This window comes from Natronorubrum amylolyticum, assembly GCF_052040145.1.
In the GTDB taxonomy this organism is placed as follows: domain Archaea; phylum Halobacteriota; class Halobacteria; order Halobacteriales; family Natrialbaceae; genus Natronorubrum.
Window position 1 is genome coordinate 1,010,278 of sequence record NZ_JBPPFW010000001.1, and the last position, 16,443, is coordinate 1,026,720.

Annotated in this window: 14 protein-coding genes; 5 read left to right on the plus strand and 9 right to left on the minus strand. The window is 64.2% G+C overall.

Annotated features, from left to right (window positions below; translation table 11 throughout):
- Window positions 1-93: 93 nt before the first annotated feature.
- The gene (locus tag ACSFDB_RS05165; protein WP_006089028.1) at window positions 94-369 is read right to left on the minus strand and encodes a PadR family transcriptional regulator; all 276 of its coding nucleotides are present in this window, start codon (window positions 367-369) and stop codon (window positions 94-96) included.
- A gap of 177 nt (window positions 370-546) precedes the next feature.
- On the opposite strand from ACSFDB_RS05165, the gene ACSFDB_RS05170 reads away from it, so the two are divergent.
- The gene (locus tag ACSFDB_RS05170) at window positions 547-1,101 is read left to right on the plus strand and encodes an NUDIX hydrolase (RefSeq protein ID WP_440769942.1); all 555 of its coding nucleotides are present in this window, start codon (window positions 547-549) and stop codon (window positions 1,099-1,101) included.
- A gap of 56 nt (window positions 1,102-1,157) precedes the next feature.
- Here the strand turns inward: ACSFDB_RS05170 and ACSFDB_RS05175 are convergent, their stop codons facing one another.
- Both ACSFDB_RS05175 and ACSFDB_RS05180 read right to left on the minus strand, forming a co-directional pair.
- Entirely contained in the window at window positions 1,158-2,519 is a 1,362-nt protein-coding gene (locus ACSFDB_RS05175; protein WP_440769943.1) for a hypothetical protein, read from the minus strand.
- Window positions 2,520-2,866: 347 nt separating this feature from the next.
- Window positions 2,867-4,246, minus strand: a complete 1,380-nt coding sequence (locus ACSFDB_RS05180) for a hypothetical protein (protein ID WP_440769944.1) — start codon at window positions 4,244-4,246, stop codon at window positions 2,867-2,869.
- Between the two features lie 325 nt (window positions 4,247-4,571).
- On the opposite strand from ACSFDB_RS05180, the gene tgtA reads away from it, so the two are divergent.
- The gene (gene tgtA / locus ACSFDB_RS05185; RefSeq protein WP_440769945.1) at window positions 4,572-6,047 is read left to right on the plus strand and encodes a tRNA guanosine(15) transglycosylase TgtA; all 1,476 of its coding nucleotides are present in this window, start codon (window positions 4,572-4,574) and stop codon (window positions 6,045-6,047) included.
- A gap of 111 nt (window positions 6,048-6,158) precedes the next feature.
- On the opposite strand, the gene ddfA is transcribed toward tgtA, so the two are convergent.
- On the minus strand, window positions 6,159-6,479 hold the full coding sequence (ddfA, locus tag ACSFDB_RS05190) for a DdfA family disk-determining factor (RefSeq protein WP_440769946.1): 321 nt from the start codon (window positions 6,477-6,479) through the stop codon (window positions 6,159-6,161).
- Window positions 6,480-6,776: 297 nt separating this feature from the next.
- Here ddfA and ACSFDB_RS05195 point away from each other — a divergent pair, with 297 nt between their 5' ends.
- A complete protein-coding gene (locus tag ACSFDB_RS05195) occupies window positions 6,777-7,139 on the plus strand; it encodes a TRAM domain-containing protein (protein WP_440769947.1) in 363 nt (120 codons plus the stop codon).
- A 46-nt stretch (window positions 7,140-7,185) separates the two neighbouring features.
- Here ACSFDB_RS05195 and ACSFDB_RS05200 read toward each other — a convergent pair whose 3' ends face one another.
- Window positions 7,186-8,103 carry an EamA family transporter gene (locus tag ACSFDB_RS05200; RefSeq protein WP_440769948.1) on the minus strand — a complete coding sequence of 306 codons (918 nt, stop codon included), beginning with the start codon at window positions 8,101-8,103 and terminating at the stop codon, window positions 7,186-7,188.
- A gap of 173 nt (window positions 8,104-8,276) precedes the next feature.
- Between ACSFDB_RS05200 and arcS the strand changes: the two genes are divergently transcribed.
- On the plus strand, window positions 8,277-10,034 hold the full coding sequence (gene arcS, locus ACSFDB_RS05205; protein WP_440769949.1) for an archaeosine synthase subunit alpha: 1,758 nt from the start codon (window positions 8,277-8,279) through the stop codon (window positions 10,032-10,034).
- Window positions 10,035-10,067: 33 nt separating this feature from the next.
- Here the strand turns inward: arcS and ACSFDB_RS05210 are convergent, their stop codons facing one another.
- The gene (locus ACSFDB_RS05210; RefSeq protein WP_440769950.1) at window positions 10,068-10,214 is read right to left on the minus strand and encodes a hypothetical protein; all 147 of its coding nucleotides are present in this window, start codon (window positions 10,212-10,214) and stop codon (window positions 10,068-10,070) included.
- A gap of 203 nt (window positions 10,215-10,417) precedes the next feature.
- On the opposite strand from ACSFDB_RS05210, the gene ACSFDB_RS05215 reads away from it, so the two are divergent.
- Window positions 10,418-11,329 (plus strand): formyltransferase family protein, encoded by a 912-nt coding sequence (locus tag ACSFDB_RS05215; RefSeq protein ID WP_440769951.1) that lies wholly within the window; start codon window positions 10,418-10,420, stop codon window positions 11,327-11,329.
- Window positions 11,330-11,338: 9 nt separating this feature from the next.
- On the opposite strand, the gene ACSFDB_RS05220 is transcribed toward ACSFDB_RS05215, so the two are convergent.
- The 3 genes from ACSFDB_RS05220 to ACSFDB_RS05230 are packed head-to-tail and all read right to left on the minus strand — an operon-like array spanning window position 11,339 to window position 16,378.
- Window positions 11,339-13,027, minus strand: a complete 1,689-nt coding sequence (locus ACSFDB_RS05220; protein WP_440769952.1) for a bacterio-opsin activator domain-containing protein — start codon at window positions 13,025-13,027, stop codon at window positions 11,339-11,341.
- The gene (locus ACSFDB_RS05225) at window positions 13,024-13,488 is read right to left on the minus strand and encodes a response regulator (protein ID WP_440769953.1); all 465 of its coding nucleotides are present in this window, start codon (window positions 13,486-13,488) and stop codon (window positions 13,024-13,026) included. The genes ACSFDB_RS05220 and ACSFDB_RS05225 overlap by 4 nt, the downstream gene beginning before the upstream one ends.
- Window positions 13,481-16,378, minus strand: coding sequence for a PAS domain-containing protein (locus ACSFDB_RS05230; RefSeq protein ID WP_440769954.1), 2,898 nt, complete (start codon window positions 16,376-16,378; stop codon window positions 13,481-13,483). Before ACSFDB_RS05230 ends, ACSFDB_RS05225 begins: the two co-directional genes overlap by 8 nt.
- Between the last annotated feature and the right edge of the window lie 65 nt (window positions 16,379-16,443).

The window sequence follows — 16,443 nt, forward strand, 5'->3', positions numbered from 1 at the left end:
CCGATCGATACGAGATCGCGGACTCGGCGAGTACGACGTAGCCGTGGCTCGTCGGGCAGCAGCACACGATACGCTCGAGAAGAGCCAGGAGTGTTAGACGTCGACGTACTGGTCGACCCACTCCTGACGGCGCTGCAGGACACGTCGCCCCTTCGGGGTCAGTGCGTAGTAGTTCGTCCGCCGATCGAGTTGGCCTTTCTCGACGAGTTCCTTCTCGACCAGCGTGTCGAGATTGGGATACAGCCGGCCGTGGGTGACCGGCTGATCGATGTACCGATTGATGTCGTCGAGTATCTCCTGTCCGGACGGACGGTCTTTACCTGCGATCACGTACAGCAAGTCACGTTGGAAGCCAGTTAACTGATCCATGGATCACCCTCTGAATGACGACGTTCACCGATCTGTGGCTTTGTTATAGAGCAGGTACGATCGTCGGAGCGGCCGGAACGCACCGCGTAGGACCGCTGCTGTGTGTCGCGCCGCACGCAGCGTCGACGATACCAGCGTGACGCGGCGTTTTTGACGGTTACCGCCGTACAGCCCGGTATGCCTCCGGATCCGATCGCGTGGGAGACCCGAGATCGCCAGGTAGCCTATTCCTGCCCGGGCTTCGACGTCGTTAACGAGACCGTTCAGCTGCCCGACGGCACCGAAACCGAGTTCGACCACCTCTCCGAGCCCGCGAGCGTCTGCGTGCTCCCGTTCACCCCCGACGGCGACGTCGTCTGCATCGAGGAGTGGCGTCAGGCCGTCTCCCGAATCAACCGCGGTCTTCCCGTGGGCGGCACCGAACCGGACGACGACGACCTCGAGGCGGCGGCCCGCCGCGAACTCGCCGAAGAGACCGGCCACGAGGCTGAGCGTCTCGAGCCGCTGGTGACCGTCGAGCCGGCAAACGGCATCGCGGATTCGGTATTGCACTTCTTCGTCGCCCGCGGCTGTCGGCCGACGGCCGAACAACGGCTCGACCACAACGAGAGTATCCGAGTGATCCGACGGCCCTACGAGGCGTTGCTCGAGGCTGTCCGCGACGGCGAGATCCGCGACGGGCGGGCGGTGCTCGCCGTTTCGTACTATCAGCTGTTCGAGGTGGTGCCCTAAAAAATCGCAACGGGGTGCGATCGGTCAGTCGACCGATCGGCGGCCACAGTCGGTCCTCAGTTCAGTACTGCGATCGAGGGCTGTTCGTCGTTCTCGTCTTCGTCAGCATCGTTATCAGTGTCCGCGTCCGCTTCGTCGTCCTCCATTTCGTCGTCCTCGTCGTCAGCGACGTCCTCGAGATCGGCCGTGTCGCCGAGGGTGACGGTATCGGCGTTCATCGTGTCGATCGACATCGCCGACGCGGAGGCCTCGGAGACGACGACCTCGTCGTCTTCATCAGTCGCGTCGTCGTCGGTGAGACCGTCGTCTTCGTCGTCAGCATCGTCGTCACCGTCGTCCTGGATGGCTGCGTCGGTCGCTGCCTCGTCGTTCTCGTCGTCGGCAGCGCCGTTCTCGTCGTCAGCCGCGTCGTCTTCGTCGTCAGCTTCCTCGAGCGAGTCGATCGTCATCGTGTCGATCGAGACGCTTTCGACGTCGAACTGCTCGATGGTGAGGGATTCGACTTCGTCGCCGTTCGCGTCGTCAGTTTCCTCGTCGTCTTCGTCGTTGGCGTCGGTCTCGTCTTCGTCATCGGCATCGGTCTCGTCTTCGTCAGCCTCATCGTCCTCCTCGTCGCCGTTGAACAGACCGCCGAAGAAATCGCTGACCTGATCGAGGATGCCGTCGTCTTCCTCGATCTCGAGGTCGTCGACCGTCATCTGTTCGACGTCCATGGACTCGATTGTGAGCTCCTGGACGGTGAGTGCGTCAGTGTCCTCATCGAGGAAGTCGGCCTCGCCGTTCTCGTCAGTTTCGTCGTCTTCCTCGTCGACGCCGGTATCGTCCTCGTCGGTCTCGGCTTCATCGTCCTGGACGGCAGCAGCGGTTTCCGCCTCGTCGTCCTCGTCAGCGTTCGCGTCGTCCTCAGCCTCGTCTTCGTCAGCCGCTTCGTCCTCGTCGGCATCCGCAACCGGCTCGCCGTCGAGTTCGAGATCGGTGAACGAAACGTTCTCGAGTTCGAGTTGCTCGATCTCGATATCGGAGATCGTCACCTGCTCTTCGGTGTCGGCGTCGTCATCCACCTCTTCGTCCTGCTGGATGGCTGCGCCGGTCTCCGTGTCTTCGTCGTTAGCACCGTTCTCCTCCCCCTCGTCCGCCTCGTTTTCGTCGTCAGCCTCGTCGATCTCCTCCTCGAGTGCCTCGTCGTCGACGTCGAACTGATCGACGTTCAGCTCTTCGATCGTCGCGTTCTCGACGGTGACGTCCTCGAGGTCGAGGGTTTCGACCTGTACGTTTTCGAGTGATGCGCTCGCGTCTCCACCGGTAGTGTCTCCTGCGTCGTTCGCCCCTGCGGATGCGCCAGCAAGGGCGGGACCCCCCGAGAAGGCAACCAGCAGTGCCACGAACACCACACCGACAGTCTGCAATCGTGAATTCATGCACTCGCTGTTACCATCCAGTGACGGCTAAAACGAGCCGACTGTTACGGCGTTGTCTCGGAGAAACGCACAGTTAGAAATCACGACGAGAGCGCTAATCTCGCGTTCATCGTCATCGGTTCGATGACGGCCTTCAGCGGGCGTCAATCGGCCGAAATCGGCCTTATGCCTGCGATCGCCACCGACTTATTGTAATCGGCGAAGAACGAACCGTTACCCGGTCCGGTCGGCGGCTCGAATCGCTGAAGCGGGTATAGAACGCCCTCTCGGGCGAACGCGGTCACAAAAAGAACGGCAACCGATAACGCGGTCAGCACCGCGCTGACCGGCGTGTTACGTCGCGTCGATCAGTTCAGGACGCCGAGGATTCCGTTGTCATCCTCCTCTTCGTCGTTCTCATCGCCTTCGTCGTCAGCGTCGTCCATCTCGTCGTCATCGGCTTCCTCGTCATCGATGTCCTCGAGGTCGGCAGCGTCGCCGAGCGTCAGGGTCTCGGCGGTTGCGTCACCGACGTCGACCGTGGATGCGGAGACGTGTGCGATGGTCTCCTCGTCAGCGTCGTCGTCCTCGTCGAGTGCGTCGTCATCAGCCTCGTCATCTTCGTCGTCGAGGCCGACGTCGTCGTCATCGTCGTCCTGGATTGCAGCGTCGGTCGCTGTCTCGTTGTCCTCATCGTCAGCTTCGGCGTCGTCAGCCTCATCGTCTGCCTCCTCGTCGTCAGCTTCCTCGACCGTCTCGACCGTCATCGAGTCAACGGTGATCTCGTCAACGTCAAACTGCTCGATGGTGAGAGATTCGACTTCGTCACCGTTCGCGTCGTCAGCGTCGTCCATCTCGTCGTCGTCGTCGACGCCGACATCGTCGTCATCGTCGTCCTGGATGGCGGCGTTAGTTTCTGCCTCGTCTTCGTCGTCAGCGTCGGCATCGTCAGCATCAGCGTCGTCCATCTCGTCGTCTTCGTCCATGGCATCGTCAGCGTCCTCACCGACGGTCAGCTCGTCGATGGTCAGCGTTTCGACGTCCATGGTTTCGATGGTGAGTTCTTCGACGGTGACCTCGTCAGCGTCCTCGTCGATGAAGTCGAGTTCGTCGTCGGCCTCATCGTCCATCTCGTCTTCGTCGTCGACGCCGACGTCATCGTCCTCGTCCATCTCGTCGTCCGCGTCATCCTGAACGAGGGCGTTCGTTTCCGTCTCGTCAGCGTCGTCGTCGAGGGCGTCATCCTCGTCGTCCGCGTCAGCGTCCTCGAGTTCCTCGTCCTCACCGACTTCGAGGTCCTCGATGGAGACGTCCTCGAGTTCGAGGTGTTCGATCTCGATGTCCGAGATCGTCACTGCTTCCTCGTCAGCGTCGTCGACGCCGACGTCATCCGCTTCGTCGTCGTCAGCCGCGGCGTCGTCATCGTCCTGAATTGCAGCATCGGTCGCTGCCTCGTCAGTGTCGTTGTCTTCGTCGTCAGCCGCGTCGTCGTCAGCTTCGTCGAGTTCGTCCTCGAGCGCTTGCGTGTCAGCGTCGAGTTCCTCGACGTTCAGCTCTTCGATCGTCGCATTCTCGATGGTAACGTTGTCGAGTTCGAGCGTTTCGACCTCAGTATCCTGAAGCGTTACACTCATTTCTGCGCCGTCGTCGGTCGCTCCTGATGTTGCGCCCGCGAGGGCGGGGCCCCCTGAAAGGGCGACCATCAGCGCGACGAACACTACACCGAGTTTCTGCGATCGTGAATCCATGCACTCGATGCTACTGGCGGATAACGGCTAAAACGAGGCGACTGTTACGAGATTGTCTCGGGTAAAGTCACAGTTTGAAACCGTGCAACAGTCCCTAATCCGTGGTTCATCCTGTCGTCTGAAAGGACAGTATTGATGCGGGTCTGGCTACCGGTTGCTGAGAGATTTCCCTTGTGCCTGCGCTCGCCACCATCTTATCGTAACCGACCGTGAGACGCCTTCTCCCTGTCCGTTCGTATGTCAGGGGACGATCGAATTGCAGTTCCCCGACAGCCGGCCGTCGAAAACCGTCATGACTTACGTCGGACGGTCCAACAGCCGACCAATGCGCGAGTGCTTCGAAGTCCGGGACACCGACGCCGCCGGGCGGATCGGCGAACTCACCGTCCCGAGAGCAGACGTCACCGTCGAGACACCGGCGCTCTTGCCGGTGATCAATCCGAATCTGGATACGATCGCCCCCCGTCGACTCGCCACGGAGTTCGGGGCCGAAATTCTCATCACGAACTCGTATATCATCCACGAGACCGAGCACGTCCGCGAGCGAGCCCTCGAGGACGGCCTCCACGACTTACTCGAGTTCCCCGGCGCGATCATGACCGACTCGGGCTCCTTTCAGCTCTCCGAGTACGGCGACATCGGCGTGACGACCGAAGAGATCCTCGAGTTCCAGCGCGAGATCGGCTCCGACATCGCCACGCCCGTCGACATCCCGACCCCGCCGGACGTCGATCGCGAGCGCGCCGAGACCGAACTCGAGACGACCCAGGAACGCCTCGAGATCGCCGAAGGCGTCGAGACCGGCGACATGCTCGTGTCGGCGCCGGTCCAGGGCTCGACGTATCCGGACCTCCGCGAGGCAGCCGGTCGCCACGCCGATTCCACCTCGCTCGACGTCTTCCCCGTCGGCGCGGTCGTTCCGCTGATGAACGACTACCGCTACGACGACATGATCGACGTCGTTGCCGCCGCCAAGCGCGGCCTGGGTGCCGACGCGCCGGTTCACCTCTTCGGCGCCGGCCACCCCATGATGTTCGCACTCGCGGCCGCGATGGGCTGTGACCTGTTCGACTCCGCCGCCTACGCGCTGTACGCCCGCGACGACCGCTACCTCACGGTTCGAGGCACTCGTCACCTCGACGACCTCGACTACCTACCCTGTTCGTGTCCCGTCTGTACCGAACACTCGCCCGACGACCTCCGCGCGCTCCCCGACGACGAGCGTGAGTCCGAACTCGGCGCGCACAACCTCCACGTCACCTTCGAGGAGATCCGCCGGATCAAGCAGGCCATCCGCGCCGGCAACCTGCTCGAACTCGTCGAGCAGCGCGCTCGCGCCCACCCGACGATGCTCGACGGCTACCGCACCCTGCTCGATCACGCCGCTCAACTCGAGCGGAGCGATCCCGTCTCCAAGGGCTCCTTTTTTTACACCTCCGCCGAGAGCGCCCGGCGGCCCGAAGTCCTGCGCCACCACCGGCGCCTCGAGCGACTCGCCGTCCCCGACACGCTGCTCGTCACCGAGGGGGGTCCCCCGCGCGGCGACGAGTACGACGACTCCTGGCGCGTCGAGCCGCCGTTCGGCCCGTTCCCGCGATCGCTCTCGAAGAGCTACCCGCTCACCGCCGAAGTTCCCGACCGAACGGATCGCGCGGCGCTCGAGGCCGCAGCAGACGGCGTCGCTCGACTCGCGGCGGCGAATCCGGACGCCGACATCACGCTCGGCCATCGCGGCTGGCCTGACGGCGTCCTCGAGCGAGTCACGGACGCCGTCGATGTCGTCGATCTGAATCGAGAGTAGCCGCCTGCGCGTCGCTAACGGATGGAATCGAAGAGGAAAATCGGTCAAGCCGCCAACTGACACGAGTTCGCGGGCACAGCGCTGGACGTGACGGTCCGATTCGGCCGTCGGTTATCGGGTCGCCTGTCGGCCCGACGTCTGGGCAGCCATCGGTTCCGCCACCGGCGTTCCGTCGACCGTGATCTCGAGACCGTCGCCGCACTCGATTGCGATGTCGTGACCATCGTAGGTGAACTCGAGTTCGCCACGTCGCGGGCCGCCGCGTCGCGTCGGCTTGAACAGCGCGTCCAGTGCATCGGGATCGATCCACTCGTACAGCGGCGGGAGTTCGGTCGGCGAGACGCCGCGTTGCGTCGAAACCGCGGTGACGACGGCGATACTCACGGACTCGTCGAACCCGTTGTCAGTGGAACCGATGAATGTGTTGTTCACGCCGTACTCCAACGGGCGGGCGGATAAAAGGGTAGCGTCGGTACGGCGACACTGACTGAATTATTCGAGGGATAGTTCCGCACTTCAAACAATCGTGGCCAGTAAGGAGTTGTATCTGGACATTCATCCGTTCTAAATTGCCGTTGCGACGATCTCGGCTGGCCGAACGAGCGTCACAGCGATGTCGCGAACGTCGCCTGCCGAGGCGGCTACGTCGGCCCGAGACGACGATCGCCCGTCGGTACCGATCGACCGAACATCAGAACAGCAAAGGTGTCGGCGGCGTCTGGTTCGCGTATGCTCGGGGTTACGTCGCTCGTGCTCGGTCTGATCGTCGTCGTGCTGTTCGGCTCGTGGCTGGTCAGGCGGTTCCGGGGCGGGAGTCAGTCGACAGCGCAACGGGAGTCGTACGAACGCCACAAGGACGCCCAGCAGCGCGAGCCCCCGGTCGATATCGGTGACGTCCGAGAGGTCGGCGTCCAGGAGTTCTCCGAACACCACTCCGGCGAGCGACAGGCCGTCTGCAAGATCGAAGGGTTCGTCGTCTTCGTCGAGGACCTCCCGAACGACGTCACGGTCGGCGACGTCCTCGAGATCAAGATCCTCTCGTTCAACCGCGGCCACACCTCCGCGACGGCGACGTTCGTCGCTCGAGCCTGACCGACGACGCGATGTGACCCACTTTTAGCGGATACTTTCCCCCGTCTCAGCCCGACAGCGAGACGAGCGTCGCGCCGACCACGACGACCAGCGCCGCGACGACGACCGGCCAGGTGACGCGCTCGAGTCGCCGCGGCAGGAACAGAACCGAGAGAACCACCACGAGCAGCGGCGTCAGCTGTAGTAAGGGCATGACGACGACCACGGGGGCGATCTCGAGGGCCGCGAAGTAGGCGACGAAGCCGACGGTCGTCGAGACGCCGCCCGCGACGAACCAGCCGGTAGAGGCGGCGCGGATCGGAACCCGCCGCAAGGAGTCGGTCAAGCGGAGGTAGCCGACGAAGCCGACCGTCGCGACGCCCGCCATGACCACGATTCCGGGTAGCGTCGGCGTCCCCGCGGCGAGCCCCATCGAGATGAAAATCGGCTCGATTCCGATGCAGGCGGCGGCGACCAGCGGGACGACGAGCGTCGCGCCGGTCTCCCGGATCGACTGCTCGGGGCCCGTGGCCGCCGCGGTTTCCCACGAGACGACGGCGATGCCCGCGACGATCAGCACGATTCCCGCGAAGTGGACGGCCGTCAGTCGCTCCTCGAGGAAGACCACGGCGAACACCGTCGCGAAGAAGACGTTCGAGGCGATCACGGGCGAGGTGAGGTTCGCGCCGATGGCCTGAATGCTCTTGAACGTCAGTAAGCGGGCGACGAACATCCCTGCGAGGCCGGCCGCGCCGAACGAGACGACCGAGTAGGGCGTGAACAGATCGACGTAGGGCGGCGAGTACAGCACCAGTACCGGCGGCGTGAGCAGTGCGATGTTACAGCCTAAGACGATGAGCACTCCGTCGGTGACCTCGCCGGACTCCGTCCCGAGCCGTGCGAAGAGAAACTGCCCCGCAAAGCCCGCGGCGGCGACGCTCGCCAACAGCACGCCCAGCAGCGAGTCCGACACCTCGAGGACCATACGCCTCGCTTTCGCCGGCGACTGGATAACGGCACCGAACCACCGATTCGGCTCGCACGCTCGGTCCGCCGGTCGCTCGGACCACCTGCGCCGTCGTTCGGAACGCGTACTCGAACGAACGGGACGAACCGCGACCGACAGCCTCTTTCACCCTCCCGCTCGCAGGTTCAGGTATGACCGATTACTTCGAAGTCCACGAGCGCGACGGGGCCGCTCGCGTGGGCGAACTCCGCCTCGAGTCGCCCGTGACGACCCCAGCGCTCGTCGACCACGTCCTCGAGGACGCGGGATCGCTCTGGAGCGCCGACCGGGCCGTCCCCGAGGGCGACGAGTCGACGCTGACCGTCCTCCCCCACCGGGCGTTCCCCGGGGGCACCGCCGCGGAAGTCCAGGATTCGTTCGCCGTCGACTCGCCCGACGTCGACTATCCGAGCGTCGCCGTCGTCTCGAGCGAGAGCGCGACGGACCAGGGAACTGACGCCTACGCCGTCTCCGACGTCCAGTCGATCACGGGCCACGGTGCGGCGCTCGTCGAGGCCGTCGTGACCGTTCGCGAGGCGATCCCGGCAGACACCGCGCTGTACTTCTCCGGCGTCGCCACGCCGCGCAACGTCGCCGTGCTCGCCTACGCCGGCGTCGACCTCTTCGACGAGACCGCGGCCGTCGTGAAGGGAACCGAAGGGCGGTACCTCACGACCGACGAGGCGTACTTCCTCGAGGACTTAGCGGAACTCCCCTGCTCGTGTCCGGCCTGCCAGCAGCCTCGCGAGGAGTTCACCCGCGAGGACTGCGCCGAGCACAACGCCAACGCCCTCAGGGCGGAACTCGGCATCGTCCGCCGTCGCATTCGGGACGGCCGGCTCCGAGATTACGTCGAGGGACAGGCCCGCCAGAATCAGTGGCTCACCGCTGCAATGCGCGAACTCGACTCGCAGTGGGGCTACCTCGAGGAGCGCACGCCCATCCTGCGCGACGCGCAGATCAACGCGTCGACCTCGGATACGATCCGGCGCGTCGAGATCCAGCGCTACGCGGACCGGGTGACCTCGCGCTACCGAAACCGGTTCAAGAACCCGCTCGTGCTGGTGCCCTGCTCAGCGGCGAAACCCTACAGCGAGTCCCAGAGCCACCGCCAGTTCCACGACGCCATCCAGTGGCGCGGCCACCTCGTCTCGATGACGAGTCCGATCGGCGTCGTCCCGCAGGAACTCGAGACGACCTACCCGGCCCAACACTACGACACCGTCGTCACGGGCCGCTGGTCCGAAGAGGAGAAGCGATTCGTGAGCGACGTCTTACAGCGGTACCTCGAGCGCAACGACTACCCTGAAATCATCGCCCACGTCCCCGACGAGGGCTACCGCGACATCGTCGGCCGCGTCGAGGAGGAACTGGGTCTCGAGGTCACCTACACCGTCCCCGAAGGCGGACACCCCACCGACGAGGAGTCGCTTGCGAACCTCTCGAGTGCGTTGTCGGGCCAACTGAAGTACTCCAAGCGGGAGCGCGAGCACAACACCGTCCGCGCCATCGCGGACTACCTGCTCGGCGACGGCGCGGGCGACGACCTCTTCGTCGACATGCAGACGACGAGTCGCTACCCGAAGATTCAGGTTCGCGACGAGGAGGACACACAACTCGCGACGATGGTCCCCCAGTACGGAACGCTTTCGTTCACCCTCGAGGGGGCGAAACGGTGGGTTGACAGCGACGTGCCGACGAAGCGAGTCGAAATCGACGGCTTCGTTCCGCACGGAAGCGTCCTCGCGCCGGGGATCGTCGACGCCGACGAGGAGATCCGCGTCGGCGACGAGGTCGTCGTCGAGGGGCCGAAGGCGTTCGGTATCGGTCGCGCGGAGATGTTCGGCCGCGAGATGCGCGAAAGTAGCCGCGGGATCGCCGCCGAAATTCGCCACGTCGAAGAGAAATAACGGTGCTGCGGCGACTACTGCCCCGCTCGGGGATCACCTGCCAGGACACGATTTGAGCAGGTGTTCGCGATAGACGGCCGCGGGAACGATCTCGCCGCAGAGTTCGCACTCGTGGTGGGCGTACGGATCGCCGACTGGTTCGTCGGCCTCGTGGTCTTCGGACCGGCGTTCGTCGGTCACGGCGATGCGTTCAGCTGGCACGTCCCTGACGGTTTCGGGTGCGGACCACGGTCGGTGTCGTACTAGTTGAAGAGTACGTGAACGAATACGGCACCAATCACGGATTATTCGAACATAAATCCGTTCTATCGAGCTGTTTTCCGTTGCATATCCGCCGATCATGGTGCTGGTAACTAAAGCCCCAAGTGTGGATCCATTGTCAAATGTCCTCGTCAGTGACGGTCGGTATTCTGGCCGAACCCTTTCTTTATCAGTGGCACGTCCGCGCGATCGAACGGCTCGAGCGGGAGTGCGACGTGACGGTGGCGCTGGTCGTCTCCAACGCGAGCAACACGAACGACGAAGCTGAGTCGTGGAACAGGAAAGCGCGAATCGAACTCGAGGACGTCGTCCAGTTCGCCGACGTCATCCAGCGGGAGCGAGCGTGGACGTTCGTCCTCGCCGAACGGACGCTCGGTCGAACACTCGGCGACGAACACCGGCTCTGGCACCGCCACTCCCTCGAAAACGTCGACTGTCTCGGCGACGCCGAGTTCGTCCCCTGTGAACCGCGAACCGAGGACGGCTGGAGCGAACTCCCCGACGACGTCGTCTCGCGACTCGCCGCCGACTGCGACCTCGCGATCCGCTTCGGGTTCGGACTCATCCGCGGTGACGTGCTGACCGCACCGGAACACGGCGTCCTGAGCTTCCATCCCGCGGATATCCGGCGCTATCGAGGCATGGGTCCCCCAGTACTCTACCGCGACGGACGGAGTCGTGCCGGCGCGACGCTCCAGCGACTCGACGAATCGATCGACGGGGGCGAGATCGTCGCGTACGACGAGGTCTCGCTCGACGGCTGTTACACGCTCTGGGACGTCTTCGATCGGCTGGCGGAGCTTCAAATTCGCCTCCTGGCCGATGGGGTTTCGAACGTGTGCGATCCCGAATTCGAACCGGAGACCGTCCCCGACGATCACCTCGGCGAGTTCTACGCCCGCGACCAGCGACGGACGCTCGGCTTTTCGGGCCGGGTGCTGGCGAAGAACATTATCGGGCGCTTTCGACAGCGACTCGAGCGCGCGCGATCCTCGAGGCAACCCGTCGATTCGCCGGCAGGATCGTCTAACTGAGTACCCGAGTCACTCCCCGAGCACCGAATCGAAGAACTTCCGTTCGGCCGTTCGGAGGTGCTGGTTGAAGGTCGCGGGCGCGATGCCGAGTCGCTCCGAGATCTCCTCGCCGGTACTCTCGCGGGGCCAATCGAAGTAGCCCGCGAAGTAGGCCGTCTCGAGGGCCGCACGTTGTTTTTCGGTGAGATCGTCCTCGAGCACCGAGTTCGATCCCGACTCGCTGCGCTCGCTGCGTTCGCTAGTGCGCTGGGCGAGGTAGGTGACGTCGTCGCGCTGTTCTTTGATGAGTTCGATCATCTGGCGGGTGTCCCGGCCGCGCGAGAGTTCGACGACGAAGCGGAACTCGCCGTCGTCGATCGTCGCGGACTGCACCCGGCCCCCGTGGGTCGCGATCGTCTCGAACAGCGAGACGGCGGCCGGCGCAACGAGTTCGAACTGGAACTCGTCGCGTCTGGCGGCGAGGAAGCGAACGTCGCTGAACCCCTCGGTCTCGGCGATCGTCTCCTCGAACGTCTCCTGATCGACGCCGTGGGCCGAGCCGTAGGCCAGCAGCGTCTCGTCGCCCCGGATCAACTGCTCGAGTTCGATCCGACAGGAATCCTCGGTCGAGAGCTGGATCAGCGGTTTGGCGAGTTCGTCGACGCGGAACTCGAGTTCGATGACGGCGTCGCTGACGAGCGCGTCCTTGCGCTCGATGGCCGTGATCGCGTGGGCGACGACGTCGCCGATCCGGGCGAGAATCGTCGTCTCCGGCCCCTCGAACGCGCGCGGCGACGACGAGTAGACGTTCAACACGCCGTAGACGAGGTCCTCGTGGGTGATCGGAATCGCGGCCGAGGACTGGTAGCCGCGTTCGAGCGCCGCTTCGCGCCACGGCGCAAACGAGGGATCGTCCGGTACGTTGTTCGCGACCTGGACCGAGCCGGATCGGATAGCCATTCCGGACGGTCCCTGTCCGGTTTCGTCGTCCTCGTCGACGCTGATCTCGACTGAATCGAGGTAGCCGTCTTCGACGCCGGCCGCCGCCTTCGGAACCACTTCGTCGCTGCCCGGGTTGACGCCGCCGATCCACGCGAATCGGTAGGCGTCGGACTCGGCGAGTCGGTCGCAGACGCGCTGTTCGAGATCCGCTCGGGTCTCGGTCGTGATCACCGCGTGAGTGATGTCGTGACCGATCCGGTTGAGCCGGTTGAGCGACTCGAGTTGCTCGCGCTGGCGCTGGCGTTCGTGTTCCTGTCGGGCGCGCTCGATCGCGTGATGGATCGTCCGGACGAGGAGCTCGCTCGTCACCTCGTCTTTGACGAGGAAGTCCTGTGCGCCCCGTTGGATCGCCTGCACGCCGACCTGTTGGTCGCGGACGCCGGTCAGTACGACGATCGGCGTCTCCGCGGTCGCCGCGTGGACCGACTCGAGCGTCTGGAGCCCTTCGCTGTCGGGGAGGTTCAAGTCGAGCAGGACGACATCGGTGTCCAGCCCTTCGAGGGTCTCGAGACCGTCCTCGAGTCGCGTCTCGCGAGTGATCTCCGGCGTTCGGCCCGCCGATTCGTCCGGACTGACGCGCTGGGCGAGCTCTTCGGTGCCCCGCAGCATCTCCTGGATCAGTCGCGCGTCGCCGGGATTGTCCTCGATCAGGAGGACCTCCAACGTCTCGGTTTCGGTCTCGGCGTCGGTTTCGGTCTGCGTGTTCGTCTCGCTCACGCCTGATCACCCTCCGGCGGCAATCGAACGACCGAGAACCAGAACTTCTCGAAGGCGCGGACGGTCTCGATGAAGTCGTCCGGATCGACCGGCTTCGTGAGGTAGGCGTTAGCGTGGAGTTCGTAGGATCTGACGACGTCCTCTTCGGCTCGGGAACTCGTCAGGACGATTACTGGAATCGACCGCAGCTCCGAATCCCCCTTGAGCTCCTCGAGGACCTCCTCGCCGTCCTTTCGGGGCAGGTTGAGGTCCAGCAGGATGAGATCCGGCCGCGGCGCGTCGTCGTACTCGCCGCGCTGGTAGAGAAACTCGAGGGCCTCGTTCCCGTCAGAGACGACGTGAAGATCGTTTTCGATACGGCCCTGCTTGAACGCCTCCTCGGTCAGTCGAACGTCCCCCGGGTTGTCCTCTACGAGGAGGATCTGTGCCGGTTCCGGTTTGAATGATCTCGAATTACTCATTGGTGGTAGATGTGCCCGTCGGTTCAGCCGTCGCGTCGGCGTCCGGCGGTTCCGGAAGCGTTGTCGTAAACGTCGCCCCCTCGCCGGGCGTCGAAGCGACGCGAATGTCGCCATCGTGTCGCTCGACGATGCGCTGACAGAGTGCGAGTCCGATCCCGGTTCCAGCGTACTCCTCGACGCTGTGCAGCCGATCGAACACCTGGAAGATACGCTCCGTATCGGCCGGGTCGATCCCGATCCCCCGATCGCGAACTGAAAGACGCCACTCTTGTCCGTCCTTCTCGGCGAACACGGATATACGTGGGGCCTCATCGCCGGAATATGTGATCGCATTGTCCAGTAGGTTCTGGAACACCTGTCGAAGCTGGCCGGGATCGCCGTACACCTCGGGAAGCGACTCCACCGTGATGTCGGCGTCGGTCTCCTCGATCCGCACCTCGAGGTCCGTCAGCACGTCCTCGAGGACGGCCTCGCAGTCGACGACCTCGAAGGGGTCGCCCTGCGTGTCGACCCGCGAATAGGCGAGCAGACCGTCGATCATCTCCTGCATCCGTCTCGCGCCGTCGACGGCGTACTCGATGAACTCCTCCGCGTCCGAATCGAGCTCGTCGGCGTAGCGCTGATCGACGAGCGTGAGATAGCTCGCGACCATCCGCAGCGGCTCCTGGAGGTCGTGGCTGGCCGCGTAGGCGAACTGCTCTAACCGTTCGTTGGACGCCTCGAGTTCGTCGACGAGCTCCTCGAGCCTGCGCTGGTCCGCCCGTCGGTCGGAGATATCGCGACCGACCCCGGTCAGGACTGGCTGTCCGGCGGGGTTCTCGAGCGTGCTCGCGGCAAACTCGTAGGGGATCGTCTCGCCCTCTTTCGTGACGACGTCGGCTTCGACGCGAGCGTGTCCGGTTTCGAACACCCCCTCGATGGCGTTCCCGACCCGTTGCCGGTCGTCGCCGTCGAAGAAGTCGAGCGGTGTCATCGAGTCGACCTCGTCATCCGAGTAGCCCGTCACGGCACACAGTGTCTCGTTCCAGCGCTGGAACGAGCCGTCCTCGCCGACGACGTAGAAGACGTCGTCGACCGCGTCCAAGATGTCGTCGGTGTACGCCTTGAACCGCTCGAGTCGAGCCTCTCGCTCGCGGAGTTCCCGCTGTTGCTCGTTGCGCTCGGTGACGTCCTGGACCATGATCATCCCGGCGAACACCTCGCCGCGGTCGTCTTCGACCGGCACCGTGTGGGCGAGCCACTCGCGGCCGTGAATGTCGTACTCGAAGCTGGTCCGCTCACCCGACAGTGCGGCCTGAAAGTTCGACTCGAACGTTTCCAACGTCTCGCCGTCGTACCGATCGTAAATCGTCTGTCCGACGAAGTCGTCGATCGAGATGTCGATCTCCTCGAGGATCTGCCCGCCACCGAGCGTGTATCGAAGCTCCTCGTCGAACAGCGCCACGATCCCGTTGGGGAACTGTTCGACCAGCGTTCGGTAACGCCGTTCGCTCTCCTCGAGTTCGCGCTGGTGGTGCTGGCGCTCGAGTTCGTAGCTGAGCCACTGGGTGAGCAGTTCGACGAAGCTCCGTTCGGCGGGCGTAAACGAGGTCGAACGGGGGGCGTCGTCGGCGAAACACAGCGTGCCGTACGGTTCACCGTCGACGCGAAGCTGTCCGCCCAGATAGCTGTCGAACTCCCACTTCTCGTAGGCGTGATCGTCGCCCCACCCCTCGACGGGCGCGTTGGTGAGCACGAGCAGTTCGTCTTCCTCGATCGTCCGCCGACAGTAGGTGTCGGATAGCTGCGTCACCGATCCAGGCCGTAACCGCTCGTCGTCGCCGCTGGAGTGGACGACCTCGAATCGGTCGTTACGCTCGTCGATATCTGCCATGAACCCGACCTCGAGCCCGAGCCGTTCGCGGCCGAGATCGAGCAGTTCCCGCGTTTTCTCGTCGAAACTCAGCTCGCGATCGGCCGTGATCGCGTACAGTCGCTGGAGCGTGCGGTTGTTCGCTTGCAGTTCTCGCTGTGTGGCCTCGCGATCGCTGACGTCCCGAAAGGAGATCGACAGCCCCGTCTCGGCGGGGAAGGCGGTGACCTCAAACCAGGTCTCGAGCGGCGGGTAGTACTCCTCGAAGACCGCCGGCTCCTGCGTCGCCATCGCCCGGCGGTACTCCCGTTCGAACGCCGATTCGACGGTCGCGGGGAACGCCTTCCAGAGGGTCGAACCGATCAGTTCGTCGTCCTCGCGGTCGGTCAGCTCTCGCGCCCGATCGTTGACGTAGGTGACTCGCCAATCGGAATCGACACCGATGAACGCGTCCGTGAACCGGTCGATCGTCGTCTCGAGTCCGGTCTCGAGGCCCCGACGCATCCGCAGGTTCTCGATCGCGGACGTGAAGACGTCCGCGACGTTCCGGACGAACGACAGCTCGTGGTCGGCAAACTCCCGGCGCTCGGTCGTATATACGCTGAGGACGAGTCGTGGGGCGTCCTCGTCCCTGTTGGCGTCGATACCGACGCTAACGGCGCTCGTGACGTCGTGGCTGGCGAACAACGTTGGCGTCGAGAACCGATCGCTCGCCTCGACGTCGGTGGCGACGACCACCTCGTCGGTCTCGAGCGCACATCCCACCGAGTTGGTCGAACGGGCGGGGACCGTCGCCGAACCGATCGTGCCGTCTCGCCAGCCGACGCCGTATCCGAGCGCGACCGCGTCGCTATCGGGGATCACCTCGAAAATCCCGCAGCAATCCGCCCCGAGCGCCTCCCGGACGGCGGCGGCGCCGTCTGCGAGAAACCGGTCGAGATCGGACGACTCGAGCGCTCGTTTCCCGAGTTCAGCGACGACCTCCTGTTGCCGAATACGCGATTGAACTGTCCCTGTCGGCGGGTCGGAGGTTGCCATAATCGATTGCCATGCACAAGTCGGCTGACGTGTATAAATGTAGTGCTCAAACTCATCGTCTGCCA